The organism is Cyclobacterium salsum (assembly GCF_010119245.1).
GTDB lineage: Bacteria > Bacteroidota > Bacteroidia > Cytophagales > Cyclobacteriaceae > Cyclobacterium > Cyclobacterium salsum.
Genome location: NZ_WNKG01000001.1, coordinates 563,817 through 581,045, shown reverse-complemented (window position 1 = coordinate 581,045; position 17,229 = coordinate 563,817). Strand labels below are relative to the sequence as shown.

General features: G+C 44.0%; 16 protein-coding genes. 4 read left to right on the top strand and 12 right to left on the bottom strand.

The window, feature by feature from the left end; all coding sequences use genetic code 11:
* Positions 1 to 88 precede the first annotated feature (88 nt).
* Positions 89 to 601, top strand: coding sequence for a hypothetical protein (locus GJS45_RS02270; RefSeq protein WP_162339811.1), 513 nt, complete (start codon positions 89 to 91; stop codon positions 599 to 601).
* A 463-nt stretch (positions 602 to 1,064) separates the two neighbouring features.
* On the opposite strand, the gene GJS45_RS02260 is transcribed toward GJS45_RS02270, so the two are convergent.
* The 4 genes from GJS45_RS02260 to GJS45_RS02245 form a co-directional block, all read right to left on the bottom strand.
* Positions 1,065 to 2,015 (bottom strand): DUF4625 domain-containing protein, encoded by a 951-nt coding sequence (locus GJS45_RS02260; protein WP_162339809.1) that lies wholly within the window; start codon positions 2,013 to 2,015, stop codon positions 1,065 to 1,067.
* 112 nt (positions 2,016 to 2,127) lie between these two features.
* Entirely contained in the window at positions 2,128 to 4,503 is a 2,376-nt protein-coding gene (locus GJS45_RS02255) for a TonB-dependent receptor (protein WP_235954547.1), read from the bottom strand.
* 91 nt (positions 4,504 to 4,594) lie between these two features.
* Entirely contained in the window at positions 4,595 to 4,810 is a 216-nt protein-coding gene (locus GJS45_RS02250; RefSeq protein WP_162339808.1) for a DUF3820 family protein, read from the bottom strand.
* 12 nt (positions 4,811 to 4,822) lie between these two features.
* Positions 4,823 to 5,254 carry a hypothetical protein gene (locus tag GJS45_RS02245; protein WP_162339807.1) on the bottom strand — a complete coding sequence of 144 codons (432 nt, stop codon included), beginning with the start codon at positions 5,252 to 5,254 and terminating at the stop codon, positions 4,823 to 4,825.
* Positions 5,255 to 5,549: 295 nt separating this feature from the next.
* On the opposite strand from GJS45_RS02245, the gene GJS45_RS02240 reads away from it, so the two are divergent.
* Both GJS45_RS02240 and GJS45_RS02235 read left to right on the top strand, forming a co-directional pair.
* Positions 5,550 to 6,830: an MFS transporter gene (locus GJS45_RS02240; protein WP_162339806.1), complete on the top strand. Its 1,281-nt coding sequence runs from the start codon at positions 5,550 to 5,552 to the stop codon at positions 6,828 to 6,830.
* Between the two features lie 125 nt (positions 6,831 to 6,955).
* On the top strand, positions 6,956 to 7,177 hold the full coding sequence (locus GJS45_RS02235; RefSeq protein ID WP_162339805.1) for a hypothetical protein: 222 nt from the start codon (positions 6,956 to 6,958) through the stop codon (positions 7,175 to 7,177).
* A 2-nt stretch (positions 7,178 to 7,179) separates the two neighbouring features.
* Here the strand turns inward: GJS45_RS02235 and argH are convergent, their stop codons facing one another.
* The 8 genes from argH to GJS45_RS02195 are packed head-to-tail and all read right to left on the bottom strand — an operon-like array spanning position 7,180 to position 15,469.
* Positions 7,180 to 8,508 carry an argininosuccinate lyase gene (gene argH, locus GJS45_RS02230; protein ID WP_162339804.1) on the bottom strand — a complete coding sequence of 443 codons (1,329 nt, stop codon included), beginning with the start codon at positions 8,506 to 8,508 and terminating at the stop codon, positions 7,180 to 7,182.
* On the bottom strand, positions 8,505 to 9,590 hold the full coding sequence (locus GJS45_RS02225) for a M20 family metallo-hydrolase (RefSeq protein WP_162339803.1): 1,086 nt from the start codon (positions 9,588 to 9,590) through the stop codon (positions 8,505 to 8,507). Before GJS45_RS02225 ends, argH begins: the two co-directional genes overlap by 4 nt.
* Before the next feature lie 18 nt (positions 9,591 to 9,608).
* The gene (gene argB, locus GJS45_RS02220) at positions 9,609 to 10,412 is read right to left on the bottom strand and encodes an acetylglutamate kinase (RefSeq protein WP_162339802.1); all 804 of its coding nucleotides are present in this window, start codon (positions 10,410 to 10,412) and stop codon (positions 9,609 to 9,611) included.
* 12 nt (positions 10,413 to 10,424) lie between these two features.
* A complete protein-coding gene (locus GJS45_RS02215) occupies positions 10,425 to 11,366 on the bottom strand; it encodes a Rossmann-fold NAD(P)-binding domain-containing protein (protein ID WP_162339801.1) in 942 nt (313 codons plus the stop codon).
* Entirely contained in the window at positions 11,363 to 12,520 is a 1,158-nt protein-coding gene (locus GJS45_RS02210) for an aspartate aminotransferase family protein (RefSeq protein ID WP_162339800.1), read from the bottom strand. Before GJS45_RS02210 ends, GJS45_RS02215 begins: the two co-directional genes overlap by 4 nt.
* 41 nt (positions 12,521 to 12,561) lie before the next feature.
* Entirely contained in the window at positions 12,562 to 13,530 is a 969-nt protein-coding gene (gene argC / locus GJS45_RS02205) for an N-acetyl-gamma-glutamyl-phosphate reductase (RefSeq protein ID WP_162339799.1), read from the bottom strand.
* On the bottom strand, positions 13,517 to 14,722 hold the full coding sequence (gene argG, locus GJS45_RS02200) for an argininosuccinate synthase (RefSeq protein WP_162339798.1): 1,206 nt from the start codon (positions 14,720 to 14,722) through the stop codon (positions 13,517 to 13,519). The genes argC and argG overlap by 14 nt, the downstream gene beginning before the upstream one ends.
* 45 nt (positions 14,723 to 14,767) lie before the next feature.
* On the bottom strand, positions 14,768 to 15,469 hold the full coding sequence (locus GJS45_RS02195; RefSeq protein WP_162339797.1) for a GNAT family N-acetyltransferase: 702 nt from the start codon (positions 15,467 to 15,469) through the stop codon (positions 14,768 to 14,770).
* Positions 15,470 to 16,005: 536 nt separating this feature from the next.
* Between GJS45_RS02195 and GJS45_RS02190 the strand changes: the two genes are divergently transcribed.
* Entirely contained in the window at positions 16,006 to 17,226 is a 1,221-nt protein-coding gene (locus GJS45_RS02190) for an ATP-grasp domain-containing protein (protein ID WP_162339796.1), read from the top strand.
* Positions 17,227 to 17,229: the final 3 nt, after the last annotated feature.

The following is a 17,229-nucleotide window of genomic DNA, read 5'->3' as shown; positions in this document are numbered from 1 at the left end:
TTACTCATATATTTTCACAATTTTAAGTTCTTCATAAACCAATAATTTTAATTGTTCGTTTAAAAATTGGTGAGTAAACAACTATCAAATGAAAAATATTCCATTTATCGCAATTGTAATATGGGCATTAGCAGGATGCCAAACGGAAGAAAATTTACCTGAAATACAGTCCGTAAGTTATCCTTTATATCAGACCGGAGAATATGCCTTTGAAGGCACCGCTACTTTTGAGCTAAGGGAAGATGCTGTGGAGCTATTGATCCAATTGGATGGCGCAAACTCCGAAGACCCTTACTTTTACACGGGGCACTTGCATTTTGGAAATCTTGATGATGAAGAGGCTACGATTGCACAGCTGCTTAGCCCCATTGACAGCCGCACCCTGCAAAGTCGAACCGTTATTGGAAGACTATCGAATGGCAATGAACCGGACTTTGAGTCATTAAAAAATTTCGATGGGCATATAAAAATCCACCTTGCTGACCAGGGGCCGGACTACGATATCATTCTTGTTAGCGGAAATATCGGCAGCAACGATACATCACTGTACTATTTTAATACCCATAAAATAGCATTGTGTTCACCTAATTATCCTGAATAGTTAATCACTATCTGATTGTTATTTCAGAGGAAGTGTATCATAATCCTGTGTAAAAAGTTAGATATCAGCTAGATATATTAATAAATAGCATAATTGCCGTATTCATTTCTTAACGAATCAAACATTTTTGTTTAATATATGTTAGTATATTATTAAACGAAATGGGTTATGAGATTTTCCGCCAAGTATCTGATTATTATTGTTACATTTTTCTTTATCAGCCAGCAAGGATTTTGGGATTCATTTTATGAGCTGGGTGATTTTTCCGCAAAATCAGATCAACTAACTCAATCTGTTAAAGTTGTTTTATGGTCGATAAAAGAAGATTTTATTAAGTACCTCGTCGATTTGCCGCACACTCAGATAAAATTAAATTAACTGTTCGGAAAGAAACTAAACTAAACCACTATATACTTAAAAATCAAAAAAGCGCTTTCCTTGGGAAAGCGCTTTTTTGTACTGCTTATTCTATGTGCACCGTAAATACCTTTTCGGTTGTATTACCATTTACATCCTCCGCGCGAATAACTAAGTCCAGATGATCTTCCCCGGAAGGTATTTGGATGGCATTATCCCCGGTTAAAATTTTAGAAAGATCCAGCATTTCATCATGTGGTAAATCCGGGCCGCTGCCTTCTTCCAGCCATGCCGAAGTTCCCCACATTTTATCGTAGTAATCTTCCTCGGAGATGCGGTGATTATGATCGTCTTCACCTTCATGGTCGTCATGCTCCTCTGTCAACCTAATCCATAAAAAGGAAATCGGAGCACTCAATTCATGTCCGGTCCTGCTAATGCTGCCCTCAATGGTTAAGGGTATCCCCACTTCGCCCTCCAACTCGTCATCGTGTAGATTGGTAATGCTGATCGAAGGGGCATAAGGGGTACGAATTTGAATGGTAGCCAGGTAGCTGCTTCCGTCGTCATATCCGGTTTGGTTGCCGTGGATATCCGTCGCCTCAATGCCCACATCGTAGGACCCGGCGATAACCGGTCCGGTCAATCGGGAATTGGTGCCAGTCCAGTAAATGTCAGTACCTGGGCCATCAATATTGATCCGGGTACTTCCTTCAGGAAATCGAAAATCCGGATTAGATGCCTCCGGACTGTAGATATCGTTGACATCCAGTCTGACAAAATCGTTGTTCATGCGGGCATGGCTGTGTCCATCAAAATTGGCGTGTACATTTACCCGAACCTGACCGATCCCCGAAGGATCCTCTACCGAAAATCTTACCTGTGTGTGATCGGCGGTTTCACTGAATACCTCCCCGTTTTCAGGCTCTATTTCGTCATGCCCATCGGCATGGTCGATGGCGGGAGCTTCTAGATCCTGAGGAGTCTCACTTACCGGGTCACAAGCCAGAAAAAAAGTGGCTACAAAAGCCAGTAATACTATTCCGTTTCGTTTCATAAATCGTTTGGTAGTTATGGAGATGGTTGATAATTCAATACAATTGCATATGCATTAGTGTTGCAATAATAAAACAAACGGAGAAGAGTTCCAAAAAGTTTGCGCTTATTTCTTAATTACTTTTGAGTTGGAAGGGAATCTTTAAATTGAAATTGATATTTCTACCCTGCTCCGGCAAATTGAGTAAACGGTATCTGCTCAGGTGATTGAAATAAAAAGTGTTTAGAAGGTTTTGGCCGCTGATTCGAAATTTCCAAGGGTTGGAGCCTATAGGGACTTCCCATCCCAGTCCGGCTTGAAGCAAGCCATAGCCACCAGTAGTTCGTTCGTTTCGATCTACCCGATTTTGCGCGGCTACTTGTCGGTATTCCAGGTAGAAATAGCTGTTTGCAATGAAGCGGAACGTTTCTGGAAAGGAGTATTCGATACTGCTCAACACACTGGCCGGAGGGGTCAGCGGTAAGGGCAAACCGGTATCCAGGTTTTGATTATAAATGTATTCTCCTGCAAGCGAAAACTGTATTTCCTGCGTCGGTGCCCATTGAAATTTCAACTCGGCCCCAGCAAACAGGGCATTGTTTTGTCGGTACTCCCATAGGGTGCTGGCACCGGGAAGGGTAGAGAACCTGCCGGTAGGGGCCAGGTAGATATAATCCTCATAATAGGCGATAAAAGGGCTAATTCCCACTAGAAGCGTTTCTACAGAGTGCGTGAAATTCAGGTCCGCCTGATAGCTTCGTTCACTTTTTAGATCGGCATCGCCAATTTCATGCCTGAAATTCCCATGGTGAATGCCATTGGTGGCTAATTCGATAGGAGTAGGGATACGAAAACTGCTACCCAAGTTTAATTTGAAATTGTTCCGCTCATTAAGGATCCAGGAAAAACCGGTAGACCCACTGATATTAGCAAAATTACGTTCAATATCCGGGTTTCGCTGTACCATTTCCCCGGTAGGATTTAAAGATTGATCGTATACCGGCTGTTCGTGCGATTGTATAGCATGACGGGCTCCATCTAGTCGCAGGCCTGCGTTTACTATTAGATTATTTTTCCAGCGGTATTCGTGGAAATAGTAAAAGCCCGCACTCCAGGATTGGAAAGCAGGTAATAAAAATTCAAAGCCTCCAAACCGGTTATCCATTAACGAGGATTGAAATCCAATAATGGATTGGTGTTTGGAATTGATATGGTAATTGAACCGACCATTTGCCGTGAAGGTATTGAGGTATAAGGCCAGGGCTAAATTTCCCTCCGGTGTGGGCCCCACTCCATGGATATGGGGAAGGGATTGTTCCATTCGCTCATTCCGTTGATAGCCCAAATCGATTTCCAGCCAATTTTCGTTCAATTGAATCGTGGTGTTGGAAATTACTTTTAGGTGGGTATTGTCCTGTCTGGGAAATTCGATATCCCCATAATTTCCATTGTGACGAAGGTTGTAGCTGTTCGGAATGCCCACTGCCCCCGTAAAAATGCCCGCTTTTTGCTGAAATCGGCTTACCGTGAGGGTGGATTTTCCCCAGTTTTTTCGCCAGCCAGTCATAAGGGAAAAATGTCTTTCCTTACCAGCGGTGTTTTTTAACCGGTAATCATATACCGGTAATTCAAAACCTGCGTAGACGAACCTGTCGGCCGGTACCTGGTAATCCTGAAAATCCTGAAGGGTCACTCGCCCTTTAAAAACAAAGTCGTTTTGGTTTCCTTCCACCATGGCCGAATGACTTCTCATGGCATTATTGGTGCGGTAGCTATTTATCAGATGCCCCTGAGTGTTCCCTTCCCGGGGAAGGGGAGCTGGGGAGATATTGATCACGCCTGACATGCCATCCGAACCGTAAATCAGGGAGGCCGGACCCTTGACCACTTCGACCCGGTCCACGTCGAAGGGGTCGATTTCCAACCCATGGTCAGCACCCCATTGCTGTCCTTCTTGCTTGATTCCCCGGTCGTTTACCATGATGCGGTTAAAGCTCATTCCCCGGATAACGGGTTTGCTAATGCCCACTCCGGTATTGATGGTGCTGATTCCGGGTAATTTTTCCAGGGCGTTGGCGAAAGTGCCGGAGTTGTTTTTCTCCATAAACTCCCTGTCCACTACTTCAATGCTTTGGGACTGTTCTACCGGTCCGTTTTTGAAAGGGTTGGCTTCTATGGTTAACGATTGTAGCGTAATCGCTGATTCTTCCAACCTGAGGTCAAGTTGCAGGTCCTCATTGGTCAACCGGATCGTCTTGGTCAGGGCTTTGTACCCGAGGTGGGTCACGTGTAGATGGTAATTTCCAGGATTTAACCCGTCAATTCGGAAATTACCTTCTAAGTCTGCTGCTGTTCCATTTCCCAATTCATGGACGATAATGGTCGCAGGCAAACCATCTCCTGATTCACTTTTAACCGTACCCTCAATGGAAAGGAATGACCTTTCCTGAGCCAGGGAAAAAAGAGACAGGTAAACGAGGAAGAAACAGGAAAGAATTACAATCCTCACAGGATAAATTTGGATGATGGAAATCTGAAAACGAACACAAAGGTATCCATATTTATCAATGATTGCAACAATATGGCAATATTGAATGTGCTTACCTTTTTGCTTTTAACTTATCCAGCAAATGCTCCAGCCCATTCAGTCGGATTTCATACATGGTTTCAAGCCAGATGCCTAATTTTCCATCCGGAAACCCTTGTCTCTTAAACCAAATAAGGTAGTGTTCGGGGATATCACAAATCAACCTGTCCTTGTATTTACCGAAGGGCATTTTTTTTGAGACCAGGTCGAGTAAAATGGTATTATCCAAGCTGTAATTCGATTAATTTAACCATGCGTTCCAGGGGATTCGGCTAAGGATTAGGATAAAACCGATTCCATAAAACATGTAAATACTTCGAAACCTGCTCCGGCTTTCTGTCAATTTTTTGGCTCTGCTATAACCGATGGTAACCAGTGCCACTGCCAGGATATTGATTAGAGGGTGTTCCAGTGCGTACAAGCGGCTCATGGAATCTCCCATGGCTTCTCCGCTAAGGTTGGAAAAGCCCTGTGGACTAAGGAAATATAGAATGATTCCAACCAATAATTGAATATGTAAAAGCACCATGCCTATCAAGCCAAATTTTCGGTCCTTTTCAGTGAAGGTTTTGTTACTTAAGGCACCATAGAGGGCAAGGACGAAGCTAAATAGAATTCCTGCCAGAACAATATAGGCCAGGAAAGAATGGAGATGCTGGAATCCGGTGGTCATATTTGGAATGTTTTCGGTTTTGATTGGCTAAATAAAGAAAAAAATACGACTCTTTCATCAAACGCGCCTGCTTTATGGTCGGGGAAGGTATTATTTGTTTTTTCTACAAGGATCGGCTCGTCACATTTCAAGGGTGCAACACGTAGGTAAGAACGAGGGTATTAATAGGCTGTGAAATTATCTTTCATTTTTATATTATTTGGTTTTTTTGAAAATTATTATTCCCTAATTTTACAAATTATCTTTGTAAAAGCCCGGAATGCCTTTTTATTGGTAGCGAAAAAACAGTCATTTAATGAACTATTTGAATTTTGTTTTAGAAAATAAGAAACTCCTGGCTTTTGGTTTGCTGATGACTTGTCTTTCCGGATACGGGCAAACCTATTTGCTGGCCCTATATGTGCCCTACCTGATTGAAGAATTCACCCTTCAAAATGCCCAAATCAGTGTGTATTACATGGTGGCTACGATTGCAAGTGCTTTAATTTTACCACAAATTGGGAAGTACATCGATAAAATCAGCCTGGTAAAATACACGCTGATGGCAACGGTTATTTTTATTTTGGCCATGGTATTGATGAGTTTTAACCAGTACTGGTATTTCCTACCGCTTGCTTTTTTTGGTCTTCGGATCGCCGGACAGGGGCTATTTAGCCATATTGCCATCACCAGTATGTCCAAGTACTTTCAAAAGGGTAGGGGAAAGGCCATCAGCCTGGCATCTCTGGGACACCCTTTCGGTCAAGCAGCATTGCCAATCATGGTAGTGGGGCTGATTAATTTGTTTGGATGGAGGGAATCTTTATTAGTAAATGCCCTGATTGTGTTGGCCGTTGTACCCTTGTATTTGTATTTTTTCATTGATGAGAAAAAACTGGTGGTGCACGAGGAGGCGAGTCCTACCGACAGTTCCTCATTCAAAAAAGAAGTTTCCCAATGGGAAATCATGAAATCCAGAACATTTTGGCTTTTAGCACCTAATTTATTTGTGCTTTCTTTCACCGTTACCGGGTTGTTTTTCTATCAGTTTGCCATCGCAGAATTCAAGGGTTGGACGCTGGAATGGATGGCGGTAGGGCTTACTTTTTACGCTATTTCGGGTTCTCTGGCCATTCTATTTGCCGGTCCCCTGATTGATAAGTACACAGCAAGGAAATTTTTTCCGTTTTACCTGATTCCGTTTCTATTGGCCATCTTGTTTATTTGGATATTCAGCGACCCCCTGGTCATATTTCCTTATATGATTTTGATGGGCGCATCGGCAGGCTTTGGAAATGCAATCGTTTCAGCCCTTCAGGTAGAATTGTTTGGTGCTGGATTCATTGGCAAGGTGCGGAGCATTTTTGCTTCTGTTATGGTTTTAAGTTCCGCTGTAGGTCCAGCTATTTACGGAGTAGTGGTGGATGCTGGCTATAGTTTTGATGTGGTATTTATAGGGTCGCTGCTTTTGATGTTTCTGATAATCGTGCTCTCATTCCGGATCGTTCCCAATTATACTTATGCCAAAATGAAATACAAATACAAACGGCGTCACCGGAGGTTTGATTTTTTCAATATATTCAATTTGAGGCATTGATTATATAGTACTCCAAATGAATACCGAAACCGCTGGGATTCATGCAAATATATCTTCATCATTTCAACCCGGTATTTTGGTGTTTTCAGTAGGAGCACATACCTTTGCCCAAACGGTAAAAAGTTATGCAAACATTCGTAGCACTTGTAATATTTACCCTTTGTTATGGACTTTTGTTTTTGTCCATGTTTCCGGTAAAAAGGTCTGACAAATTGAATCAATTCACCAGATCGGCCAGGAACGCGCTCTACCGGCAATACGATTTGACCTGGCCTTATTTTATTTCCTTTCTGGGAGGATATTTGCTAGCTTCTGCGATGGTTTATCTGATTCAGGATTCTATTTGATTTTACCCTTCCCATAGTTTTTGTTCCGCCTGAAGTGCCGGCTGAAAATTAATGGCCAGGCCGTCCATCTTATTTTTGATGGCGTCCAGGCAAAGGTTTCCAATACTGCCTTCGTGGGTATGCTGCACACGTTTGCCCGGGGAAAAACGCTCATTTTCGATATCCATACCTACTTTTTTATAAGCATCCCGAAAGGGCATGCCCGCAAGTACCAGGCGGTTGACCTCTTCCACGCTAAAAAGATAGGCAAACTTTTCATCATCCAATAGGTCTTGCTTTACGGAAATATTTTCGAGCATTAACCGGGTGATTTTGAGACAATCCACCAACTGCTCGAAAGCAGGAAAAATGGTTTCCTTTAGTAACTGCAAATCCCGGTGATAACCTGTACCCAGGTTGGTTAATAACATCAGGATACTTTGAGGGTAGCTTTGGATTTGATTGGTTTTTGCACGGACCAACTCAAATACATCCGGATTCTTTTTATGGGGCATGATACTGGATCCGGTAGTTAATTCATCCGGGAAGCTTATAAAACCAAAATGTTGGTTCATATACTGGATGGAATCTGTGGCCAGCCGGTTTAGGGTCCCTGCAGTTGCCGACAGGGCGAAAGAAAGGGACTTTTCCGTCTTTCCCCGACTGTTTTGAGCATTGATTACATTGTAATGCATGTCTGCAAAACCCAGCAATTCGGTAGTAAGGGATCTGTTTAGCGGGAACGAGGAGCCATAACCTGCGGCGGAACCCAGCGGATTGCGATTTACCAACGCATAGGCAGCTTGCCAGAGGTGCATGTCCTCGGCCAGACTTTCAGCCAGCGAACCAAACCAAAGCCCAAAAGAAGAAGGCATGGCCAGTTGGGTGTGGGTATATCCTGGCATCAGGTCATTTTTATGCTTTTCGGCAAGGCGAAGCAAGAGCTCAAACAAGTCGTCTACCTCCTCCAGGGTTTGACGGATGGCCTGCCGGTAATACAACTTCAGATCGACCAACACCTGATCGTTTCTGGAGCGGCCACTGTGAAGTTTTTTGCCAACATCTCCGTATCGCTCAGTGAGTAAAAATTCTACCTGGCTGTGTACATCTTCCACTCCGGGTGCGATGGAAAATGTACCCTGCCGGATCTCTTCCCGAACTTCTTTCAGTCCCTTCTTAAGTAATCGGAGCTCTTCGGCCGTCAGCAAATCGATGGATTCCAGCATGATGGCATGTGCCATGGAGCCGGTGACATCGAAGGGGGCAAGTATCAGATCAAATTCCGGATCCCGACCAATAGTGAAATTTTCTACTTCTTTTTTGCTCGTTTTGTCTTTTTGCCAAAGCTTCATTTTTTGATTTCGGTTAGTTTGGAAAAATAGTTTTCCAGTAATGCAATGTACAGGGAAATACCCTCTTTAATTTCATTTATATAAATGAATTCATCGGGGGTATGAGATCGGGCTGAATCTCCGGGGCCAATTTTAACGGAAGGGTAGGGAATCAGGGCCTGATCGGAGAGGGTAGGGCTACCGAAGGTTTCCAATCCCAGGGACCTGGCCACCGAAAGCATCGGGTGAGCAGCATCAATACGAGAGGGATTTAAGCGCATGGAACGTGGACGAAGTTCGGCTTTTAACGATTGGCGGAGCTCATTCAGGGCTTCCTCCAAGGTATAGGCATCGGTTACACGTACGTCCAGGGTGTAGGTACAGCGATCGGGAACCACATTATGTTGGGAACCAGCCTGGATCAGGGTAGCCGAAACCTTACTGGAGCCCAAAAAGTTGGAAACATTTCGGAATTGAAAGTTCCGAATGGCGATTAAATCATCCAATGCTTCGTAAATAGCATTCAACCCTTCTTCTCTGGCCGCATGTCCGGCTTTGCCTTTTACCAGGGCATCAATTACCATTAGCCCTTTTTCCGCCACCGCCATTTTTAATTGGGTCGGCTCGCCTACTACGGCAACGCTCAATTCAGGGAGTTCCGGAATCAGGGATTCAATACCACCCTTTCCGCTGATCTCTTCCTCTGCTGAAGCCACCATCAGCAGATTTACTGGCAAAGGTTGGTTTCGGAAATGCATGAAGGCCGCTATTAAGGCCACCAGGGGTCCCCCGGCATCGTTAGATCCCAGACCAAATAGTTTCCCGTCTTTTTCTATCGGTTCGAAGGGGTCCAGGGTATATCCCTGATTGGGCTTTACCGTATCGTGGTGCGAATTAAGCATGACCGTAGGTCGGGCAGAATCATATCTACCTGCATATGCCCAAATATTATTTCCCTTTTGATGGACGGAGGCACCCTTTTTTTCAAAGAAGGCACGGATTATCGCTGTTGTCTGGTTCTCGGATTTGCTAAAGGAAGGAGTTCGGATCAGGTCCTTAAGTAATTCCAGGGCTTCTGTATGCAGTTGGTTGAGGGATTCCAATGTAGGATGGGGGTTAGGTCAGTATAAACCGTACTTTTGGGATTCGATGATGGTACCGGCATTTTTTCCTTTAGAGGCTAAAAGCAGGTTCTCCGGTAAGCCAAGCCATACATGGTTGACTCCTTGGTTAAGTGCTTTGAATGCGTTTTCCAATTTGGGTATCATACCGGAGTGGATGACCTGATCCCGGATTAGTTCTTTATAAATATCATCATTAATCAGCGGTATCAGGGACGATTCATTGGTAGCATCCATTAGCACACCAGTTTTATCAAAGCAAAAATACAGGTTTACCTTGTGTTTTTTTGCCAGAGCCGTGGCAATTTCGGAGGCAATGGTATCGGCATTTGTATTCAAAAGTTGCCCCTTGCCATCGTGGGTGATGGCACTGAAAACCGGTGCAATGCTTTGTTGTAGCAAAGATTCCAACAGCTCGGTATGTACTTGCTCGACATCCCCCACATACCCGTAATCTACGCCCCCCGTTACAGGTCTTTTGTGAGAGCGGATGGCATTGCCGTCGGCGCCGGTCAGGCCGATTGCCTGTTGCCCGTAGGTGTAGAGTTCGGCCACGAGGTTTTTATTAATCAGTCCGGCATAGACCATGGTCACCAGATCCAGGGTTTCTTTGTCCGTAATTCTTCTCCCCAGATGCATTTTAGGTTCGATTCCAAGGGATAGACCAATCCGGCTCGCCATGACACCTCCTCCATGGACAAGTATTTTTTGACCGGGGAACTTTGAAAATAACTTAAGAAATTGGGTGGATTTTTCAGGGTGATCGATTACGTTTCCACCGATTTTGATAACGCTGATGTCCATGGCAAGGAGGTTTTAAAGCAAGCTGTCAATAACTGCTTGGGCGGCAAAAATTCGGTTTTTAGCTTGATTTTGAACCAGACTCCGGTTTCCATCCAAAATTTCATCGCTGAGTTCCAGGTTTCTTCTCACCGGCAAGCAGTGCATGACTTTTGCCTTGGAATGGGATCCCAACTTATTTTCGTTTAACAACCAATTTTCATCTACTTTGAGAATCTTTCCGTAAAGATTGAAAGCGCTCCAGTTTTTAACGTAAACAAAATCTGCATCTTCCAGCGCCTTTTTTTGATTGTATTCTATGGTAGCTCCCTTAGTGAATTGTTCGTCCAACTCGTATCCAACCGGATGGGTTATGGTCAGGTCGTGACCGCAGCCCACGGCCCATTCTGAAAAAGAATTAGCCACCGCATGAGGAATGGATTTGATGTGTGGGGCCCAGGTAAGTACCACCTTTGGTTTTCGTTTTTCTTTAAAGTTTTCTTCTATCGTTACCATATCCGCCAGGCTTTGCAAGGGATGCCGTACCGCACTCTCCAGACTGATGACCGGAATACCTGAATACCGAATAAACTGGTTGAGGATAAAATCCTGGCTGTCTTCTTCCTTATTGGTAAGAGTAGGGAATGCCCGGATAGCCAGAAAATCAAAGTAGTTGCCCAGGACGGCTGCTGCATCCTTGATGTGTTCCACTTTGTTTTTGTTCATCAATACTCCGTCCTGCATTTCCAGTGCCCAGGTATCTTTATCCATATTGAGTACGAAACTTTCCACTCCCAAATTGGAAGCAGCTAGCTGGGTACTCACCCGTGTCCTCAAACTGGGATTTAAAAAAATAAGGCCAAGTCGCTTCCCTTTACCCTTTTCCTGCGCCTGTAGTGGAGCCGACTTGTAGGTCAGGGCTTTATCGATAAGGGATGCTGCCAGGGAACTGCTATCAAATTGTGTGAAATTTTTCATGTGGTATTTAAATGTGCATTTGGTTCGATTACTTTTTTCAAACTGTCCAGGAAATGCCTCAATTCTGCCTGTTGAATTCCTAAGGGAGGGAGGAGACGAATGGTTTCTTTTGTGGCTGCACTCCCGGTAAAAATCCGGTGAGTTTGGACCAATTCGGTCCGGTAAGGAGCAGCGGCTTCTCTTAGGTCGAAACCAATCATCAAGCCTTTACCTCTCAGGGCACTTACGGCTGAAAATTCACTGGCCAGGGCTTTCATTAGGAAATCACCCTGTGTTACCGCATTATCCATCAGATTTTCTTTTTCCAGAATTTCCAGTACCGCTATTCCAGCCGCACAAGCCAAATGGTTTCCTCCGAAAGTGGTTCCAAGCAGACCAAAACTAGCCTTAAACGTAGGATGGATCAATACCCCACCGATCGGGAACCCGTTTCCCATCCCTTTGGCTACCGTGATTAAATCCGGCTCCAGGCCACTCGTCCACTGGTGGGCAAAAAATTTACCGGTTCTTCCATAGCCAGCTTGCACCTCATCCACTATTAAAATGGCTTCGTATTTTCGGGCCAATTCAGATAAGCCACGTAAAAAATCGGGATCGGCTATCCGGATACCATTTACTCCCTGTATGCTCTCAATGATAATGGCGGCAATATCGTTCGCTTTTAACCTGTTCTCTACTGCATCCAGGTCATCCATTGCTTCAAAAAACACCTGATGGCCAGCGTTAAAAGGGGCCACGATTTTTGGATTGTCCGTTACCGCTACCGCCCCGGATGTTCTTCCATGAAAAGCACCTTTAAAAGCAATAACTCCTGCTTTTCCGGTGTGAAAGGAAGCCAATTTCAGGGCATTTTCATTGGCCTCTGCACCGGAATTGCACAAAAAGAGGTGGTAATCGGGGTATCCCGACAGGTTACCCAATTTTTCAGCAAAAGCGGTTTGTAACGGAATTTTAACCGAATTCGAATAAAAAGCGATTTTTTCCAGTTGCTGCTGCAGGCACGCTACGAAATGGGGATGACTATGACCTACTGATATTACGGCATGACCTCCATATAAGTCCAGGTACTTATTTCCCTCCTGATCCCAAATATAGACCCCCTGTGCTTTTGCAGGTGTCACTGGCATTAAAGGATATACATCAAATAGCTTCATTCGTCGAAGGTTTCGTTATCTAAACGTAGGGAATATTTTTATTAGAACGCACTGCTTTTCAATCGTAATCCGGTTTTTTCATCCAGCCCAAATGCCAGGTTCATGTTTTGTACTGCTTGTCCCGAAGCTCCTTTTAATAAATTGTCTGTGATAGAGTAAATGACCAATTGGCCCGCTTCCTTTTTTAGGTGAACAATGCACTTATTGGTATTGACCACCTGTTTTAGATCAATATCCTGCTGGCTGACATGGGTAAAGGCGGCCTCTTTATAAAAATCCCGGTAGGCATCCTGGGCTTCTTCCAGGCTTCCTGAAAAGGGGAAATAGGCCGTCACCCAGATTCCCCGGGTAAAGTTACCGCGATTCGGAACAAATAAAAGCTGCCCATCGAAAGCAGGATTCAGCTGTCCGAAGGTCTGGTTGATTTCCTTCAGGTGTTGATGGGAAAACAGTTTGTAAACGGAGGCATTTTGATTTCGCTGACTGAAGTGAGTGGTCGGGGATAACTTTTTGCCCGCCCCGGTGCTACCGGTGATACCGTTGACATGCAGAGTCTGGTTGCACCATCCTTCTTTTACAGCCGGGGCTAGGGCTAATTGAATGCCTGTAGCAAAACAACCCGGATTAGCGATTTTCCCTGCTTTTTTTATTCGGGACGCATTCACTTCCGGCAATCCGTAAATGAAACCATCGGACTCGTCTCTGAAATCGGTGCTTAAATCTATGATCACCGTTTTGGAACCGAAGGAGTGGGTTTCCAGGAAGGGTCTTGTTTCTCCATGCGGAAGACAAAGAAAGACCAGGTCCAGGCCATCGGTAGCAATCTGATCTGTAAATACCAGGTCTGAATCTCCAATTAGATCCGGATGGACCACTTCCAGCGGTTTCCCTTTCTGGCTATTGCTGTGGATCCATTGAATGGCTACATTTGGATGGTGTATCAGCAACCGGATCAATTCGCCTCCGGTATATCCGGCTGCACCGACGATTCCCGTGTTAATGGTTGTCATGATTTTTCGGCTGGTTTACGTTATGAAAAATGGCAGTTTGATTGCCTAAAATTCGGGTAAAACCCTTGACATCTTCTGCGGTGTATCCTTTGTTCATCTCTCCATAACTTCCATACTTGGAAGACATGAGGTCGTGTTCGGAGCGGATACCGATCATACTAAAGCGATAAGGCATTAATTGTATTTTCACTTCCCCACTAACGTACGTTTGGGTGTCAGCCATAAAGGCCTCCAGGTTTCGCATCACCGGATCGAGGTAATGCCCTTCGTGCAAGTGATTGCCGTAGAATTCCGCCAGTTGGTTTTTCCAGTACGTCTGCCATTTGGTCAGGGTGTGCTTTTCCAGCAACTGATGGGCTTTAATAATCAGCAGCGGAGCGGCGGCCTCAAATCCTACCCTTCCTTTGATGCCGATGATGGTATCCCCAACGTGGATGTCCCTTCCGATACCGAAAGGCCCGGCTATTTCCTGGATTTTTAAGATGGCAGCTACCGGATGATCAAAGGACTCTCCGTTTACCTGATTGATTTCACCTTTTTCAAAACCAATGGTAAGGGTCTCCGCTTCGGTTTTACTTACCTGGGTAGGGTAAGCATCCTCGGGCAAGGCCTGATCCGAGGTAAGGGTTTCCTTTCCCCCTACGGAGGTTCCCCAGATGCCTTTGTTGATCGAATAGGCCGCCTTTTCAAAATTCATATGCACATCGTGCTTTTTGAGATAGGTAATTTCTTCCTCCCTGCTCAGTTTAAGGTCCCGGATAGGAGTGATGATTTCTGCCTGTGGAAGGATAGTTTGAAAAATCATATCAAATCTAACCTGGTCATTTCCTGCGCCGGTACTTCCGTGTGCCACAGCGGTCGCTCCGATACTTTTAGCATATTCCGCCAGTGCTTTGGCCTGTAATATCCTTTCTGCACTTACTGACAGGGGATACGTTTGGTTTTTAAGGACATTGCCAAAAATCAAGTATTTTAGCACTTCTTCATAATAGGTGGTGGTAACGTCAAGGACTTTAAAAGAGGCTACCCCCAACTTTTTGGCTCTGCTTTCAATGGTTTTTAATTCCTCCTGCTCAAATCCTCCGGTATTGACTAATACAGCGTGAACTTCAAATCCTTTTTCTTTACTCAGATGGATGGCACAAAAAGTCGTGTCCAACCCGCCACTGTATGCTAAAACTACTTTTTTCATATTTAAGGTTATCGTTATAAAGCCATGCCGAAAGCAAACCTTTATTTAAGATGATTGATTAACTTTTTCTTTTACTTTGGCCAGGGCATTTCTTTTTCCTTTGGCAATATTAAGAAACATGGCCCGTTTGATTTTGATTAAGCGTTCAAAAAGGCTGAGATTCTTATTAAATTCTGCAGAAAGTTTTTTCTGCTCTGCTTTTTTTACATTTTTTGGCTCGTAGAGCATGGCAGTACACAAGCAGTTTGAGCGGTTTTTGCTCATCAGAATAGGATAATTCACACAGCTCTGACATCCTTTCCAGAAATCATCATCGGTGGTGAGGTCGGAGTAACTGACCGGATAATAGCCCAATTCGGAGTTGATTTTCATGACGGCAGCACCGGTGGTAAGCCCGAAAATTTTCGCCTCGGGATATTTTTTGCGGCTGAGTTTGAAAACCTCTCTTTTGATCTCCCTTGCCAACCCATGTTTCCGGAACTCAGGAGAAACGATAAGGCCCGAGTTGGCAACGAATTTCCCGTGGCCCCAAGCCTCAATATAACAAAAACCTGCCCACTGCCCGGTTTTAGAAAGTGCGATTACCGCCTTCCCTTCCCTCATTTTGGTTTTTATGTATTCCGGTGACCTTTTGGCTATTCCTGTTCCCCGGGCCTGAGCGGAGCGTTCCATTTCTTCAGTAATGGTCTCTGCGTAATGGCAATGTTCTTCTGCCGCTGGTTTTATGATGAATTTCTGGTTAGACATGTTGTCATTGTTTTGGGCTTACCGGCTATTCCCATCTGATTTGCTTTTTGACAGTCAGCCCTAAGAAGGTTGTTGAAATGAATGATTGAACGCTTTCGAAAAGGTAGTATCCACATAGGATACCAAATAAAGTATACAGGGACTATGCCCTGAAAACATTCCTGAAAGTTTTGAGGGAAGACAATATCGGATACCCAAAAAGATTATCATGGGCCAGGTAAATCAGGGAGGATATGTGCGTCTCTTTTGTCATAGGAAAACCCTACAAATATTTATTTATTTGATCAAAAATACAAATTTTAGAAGCAGATTGTATTTGCCGCAAATTTCGCAAAAATAATGCCCTGCGTTTTCGTCGTTGAATACTGGAAAAATAAGCATTAGTTGAAGGGGTAAATGTTACTTATCGTATTCATTTTTCACTAAATAAAGAAAATAGGTAACTATAATAGGAAGTTTTTTTTATTTCTGATTAAAAATTGACTTTAGCCTGTTTTTTGTTGCATGGTTTAACCGAACCAAACAAAAAATATAAAATGGCAAAATGTTTTGCACTAATGGGTTGGAGTTTACCCGTAATAGAAAGTATGCAAAAACTCAACAAACCGTATGTAGTTGTTTCCTATCCTGATTTTGAGGGATATGCCAAAGAAAACAACATTCCTTTTGTATCCTACCAGTTCAACGAATGGAGTGATTCTTCGAATTCGCTCGATTTGAAAGAAAAGTTGGATGCCTTCGGTGCAGACGTAGCGGTTCCACTTTTTGAAGAAACGGTAGAATGGGCCGGTGCTTTGAATTCTCTGTATAGGGATGATCCCCGTGTGTTGAACAGGGCGTTTTTGTTTCGAAACAAGGCTATGATGAAAAGAAAAGCCTTGATTGGTGGTCTTCGTGTTGGACTTTTTGAAGAGGTTTATAATAAAGAAGGTGTAAAAAACTTTATGAAACGGCTTAACCAGGCCAACCTTCAGGTTGATGGAGAAGAAGACAGTTGGGTTCATATCAAACCTTTCGCCTCTGCCGGAACGGTGGGACATCGTTTGCTTCGATCCCAAGCCGATGTGGATTCCAAATGTCAGGATGAAGATTTCCCTTGTTTGGCGGAAAGTCACCTTCCCGGAAAAGAGTTTTCCTGTGAGGCGTTTATCCATGGAGGAAAGATTCGATTCATGAACATCACCGAATACGTTAAATTGGGTTATTCCAACTTTATTCCGGAAGGAAACCACCTTCATTCCAAAAGGGATAGAATATTGAAGGAAATGCAAAAGCTGGTTGATCTTTTCGGAATCCAGTACGGTATGATTCACCCGGAGTGGTTTTTGACGGAAAACGATGAACTGAGCTTTGGAGAGGTTGCCTGTAGAATTCCAGGGGGACATATTTTGGAACTGTGCGGACAAGCCTACGGATTTGATGCATTAGGCGCATTTGTCTTATGTCATGACCCGGATCTCAGCGAGGATGAACTTCAACAAATTTTACCACCATTGGATGCCCGGCCGGAAACATTCTATGGAAATGTGATGATTTATCCGCACAAAAACCAAATTTCAAAATTGATTATACCGGAGGAGCTTAAGGAAGAATCGTACTTTCTCGATCATAACCTGGTCCCTCCGCTCAGTAGTCAAAAGATTAGTGATCGGGAAGGCTTTGGAAATCATTTTGGAACCGTTAATTTTAAGGGAAGTGATCCCGACCGAATGACGGAGTTATTGCTACATTATGAGAATGTAGATTTTTATCATTAGAAA

What these genes read in the sequence shown, in the direction of transcription:
- GJS45_RS02270 (WP_162339811.1), top strand. Translation starts at nt 89, where the DNA reads ATGAAAAATATTCCATTTATCGCAATTGTAATATGGGCATTAGCAGGA.
- GJS45_RS02260 (WP_162339809.1), bottom strand. Translation starts at nt 2,015, where the DNA reads ATGAAACGAAACGGAATAGTATTACTGGCTTTTGTAGCCACTTTTTTT.
- GJS45_RS02245 (WP_162339807.1), bottom strand. Translation starts at nt 5,254, where the DNA reads ATGACCACCGGATTCCAGCATCTCCATTCTTTCCTGGCCTATATTGTT.
- GJS45_RS02240 (WP_162339806.1), top strand. Translation starts at nt 5,550, where the DNA reads ATGAACTATTTGAATTTTGTTTTAGAAAATAAGAAACTCCTGGCTTTT.
- GJS45_RS02235 (WP_162339805.1), top strand. Translation starts at nt 6,956, where the DNA reads ATGCAAACATTCGTAGCACTTGTAATATTTACCCTTTGTTATGGACTT.
- argH (WP_162339804.1), bottom strand. Translation starts at nt 8,508, where the DNA reads ATGAAGCTTTGGCAAAAAGACAAAACGAGCAAAAAAGAAGTAGAAAAT.
- argB (WP_162339802.1), bottom strand. Translation starts at nt 10,412, where the DNA reads ATGGACATCAGCGTTATCAAAATCGGTGGAAACGTAATCGATCACCCT.
- GJS45_RS02215 (WP_162339801.1), bottom strand. Translation starts at nt 11,366, where the DNA reads ATGAAAAATTTCACACAATTTGATAGCAGTTCCCTGGCAGCATCCCTT.
- GJS45_RS02210 (WP_162339800.1), bottom strand. Translation starts at nt 12,520, where the DNA reads ATGAAGCTATTTGATGTATATCCTTTAATGCCAGTGACACCTGCAAAA.
- argC (WP_162339799.1), bottom strand. Translation starts at nt 13,530, where the DNA reads ATGACAACCATTAACACGGGAATCGTCGGTGCAGCCGGATATACCGGA.
- argG (WP_162339798.1), bottom strand. Translation starts at nt 14,722, where the DNA reads ATGAAAAAAGTAGTTTTAGCATACAGTGGCGGGTTGGACACGACTTTT.
- GJS45_RS02195 (WP_162339797.1), bottom strand. Translation starts at nt 15,469, where the DNA reads ATGTCTAACCAGAAATTCATCATAAAACCAGCGGCAGAAGAACATTGC.
- GJS45_RS02190 (WP_162339796.1), top strand. Translation starts at nt 16,006, where the DNA reads ATGGCAAAATGTTTTGCACTAATGGGTTGGAGTTTACCCGTAATAGAA.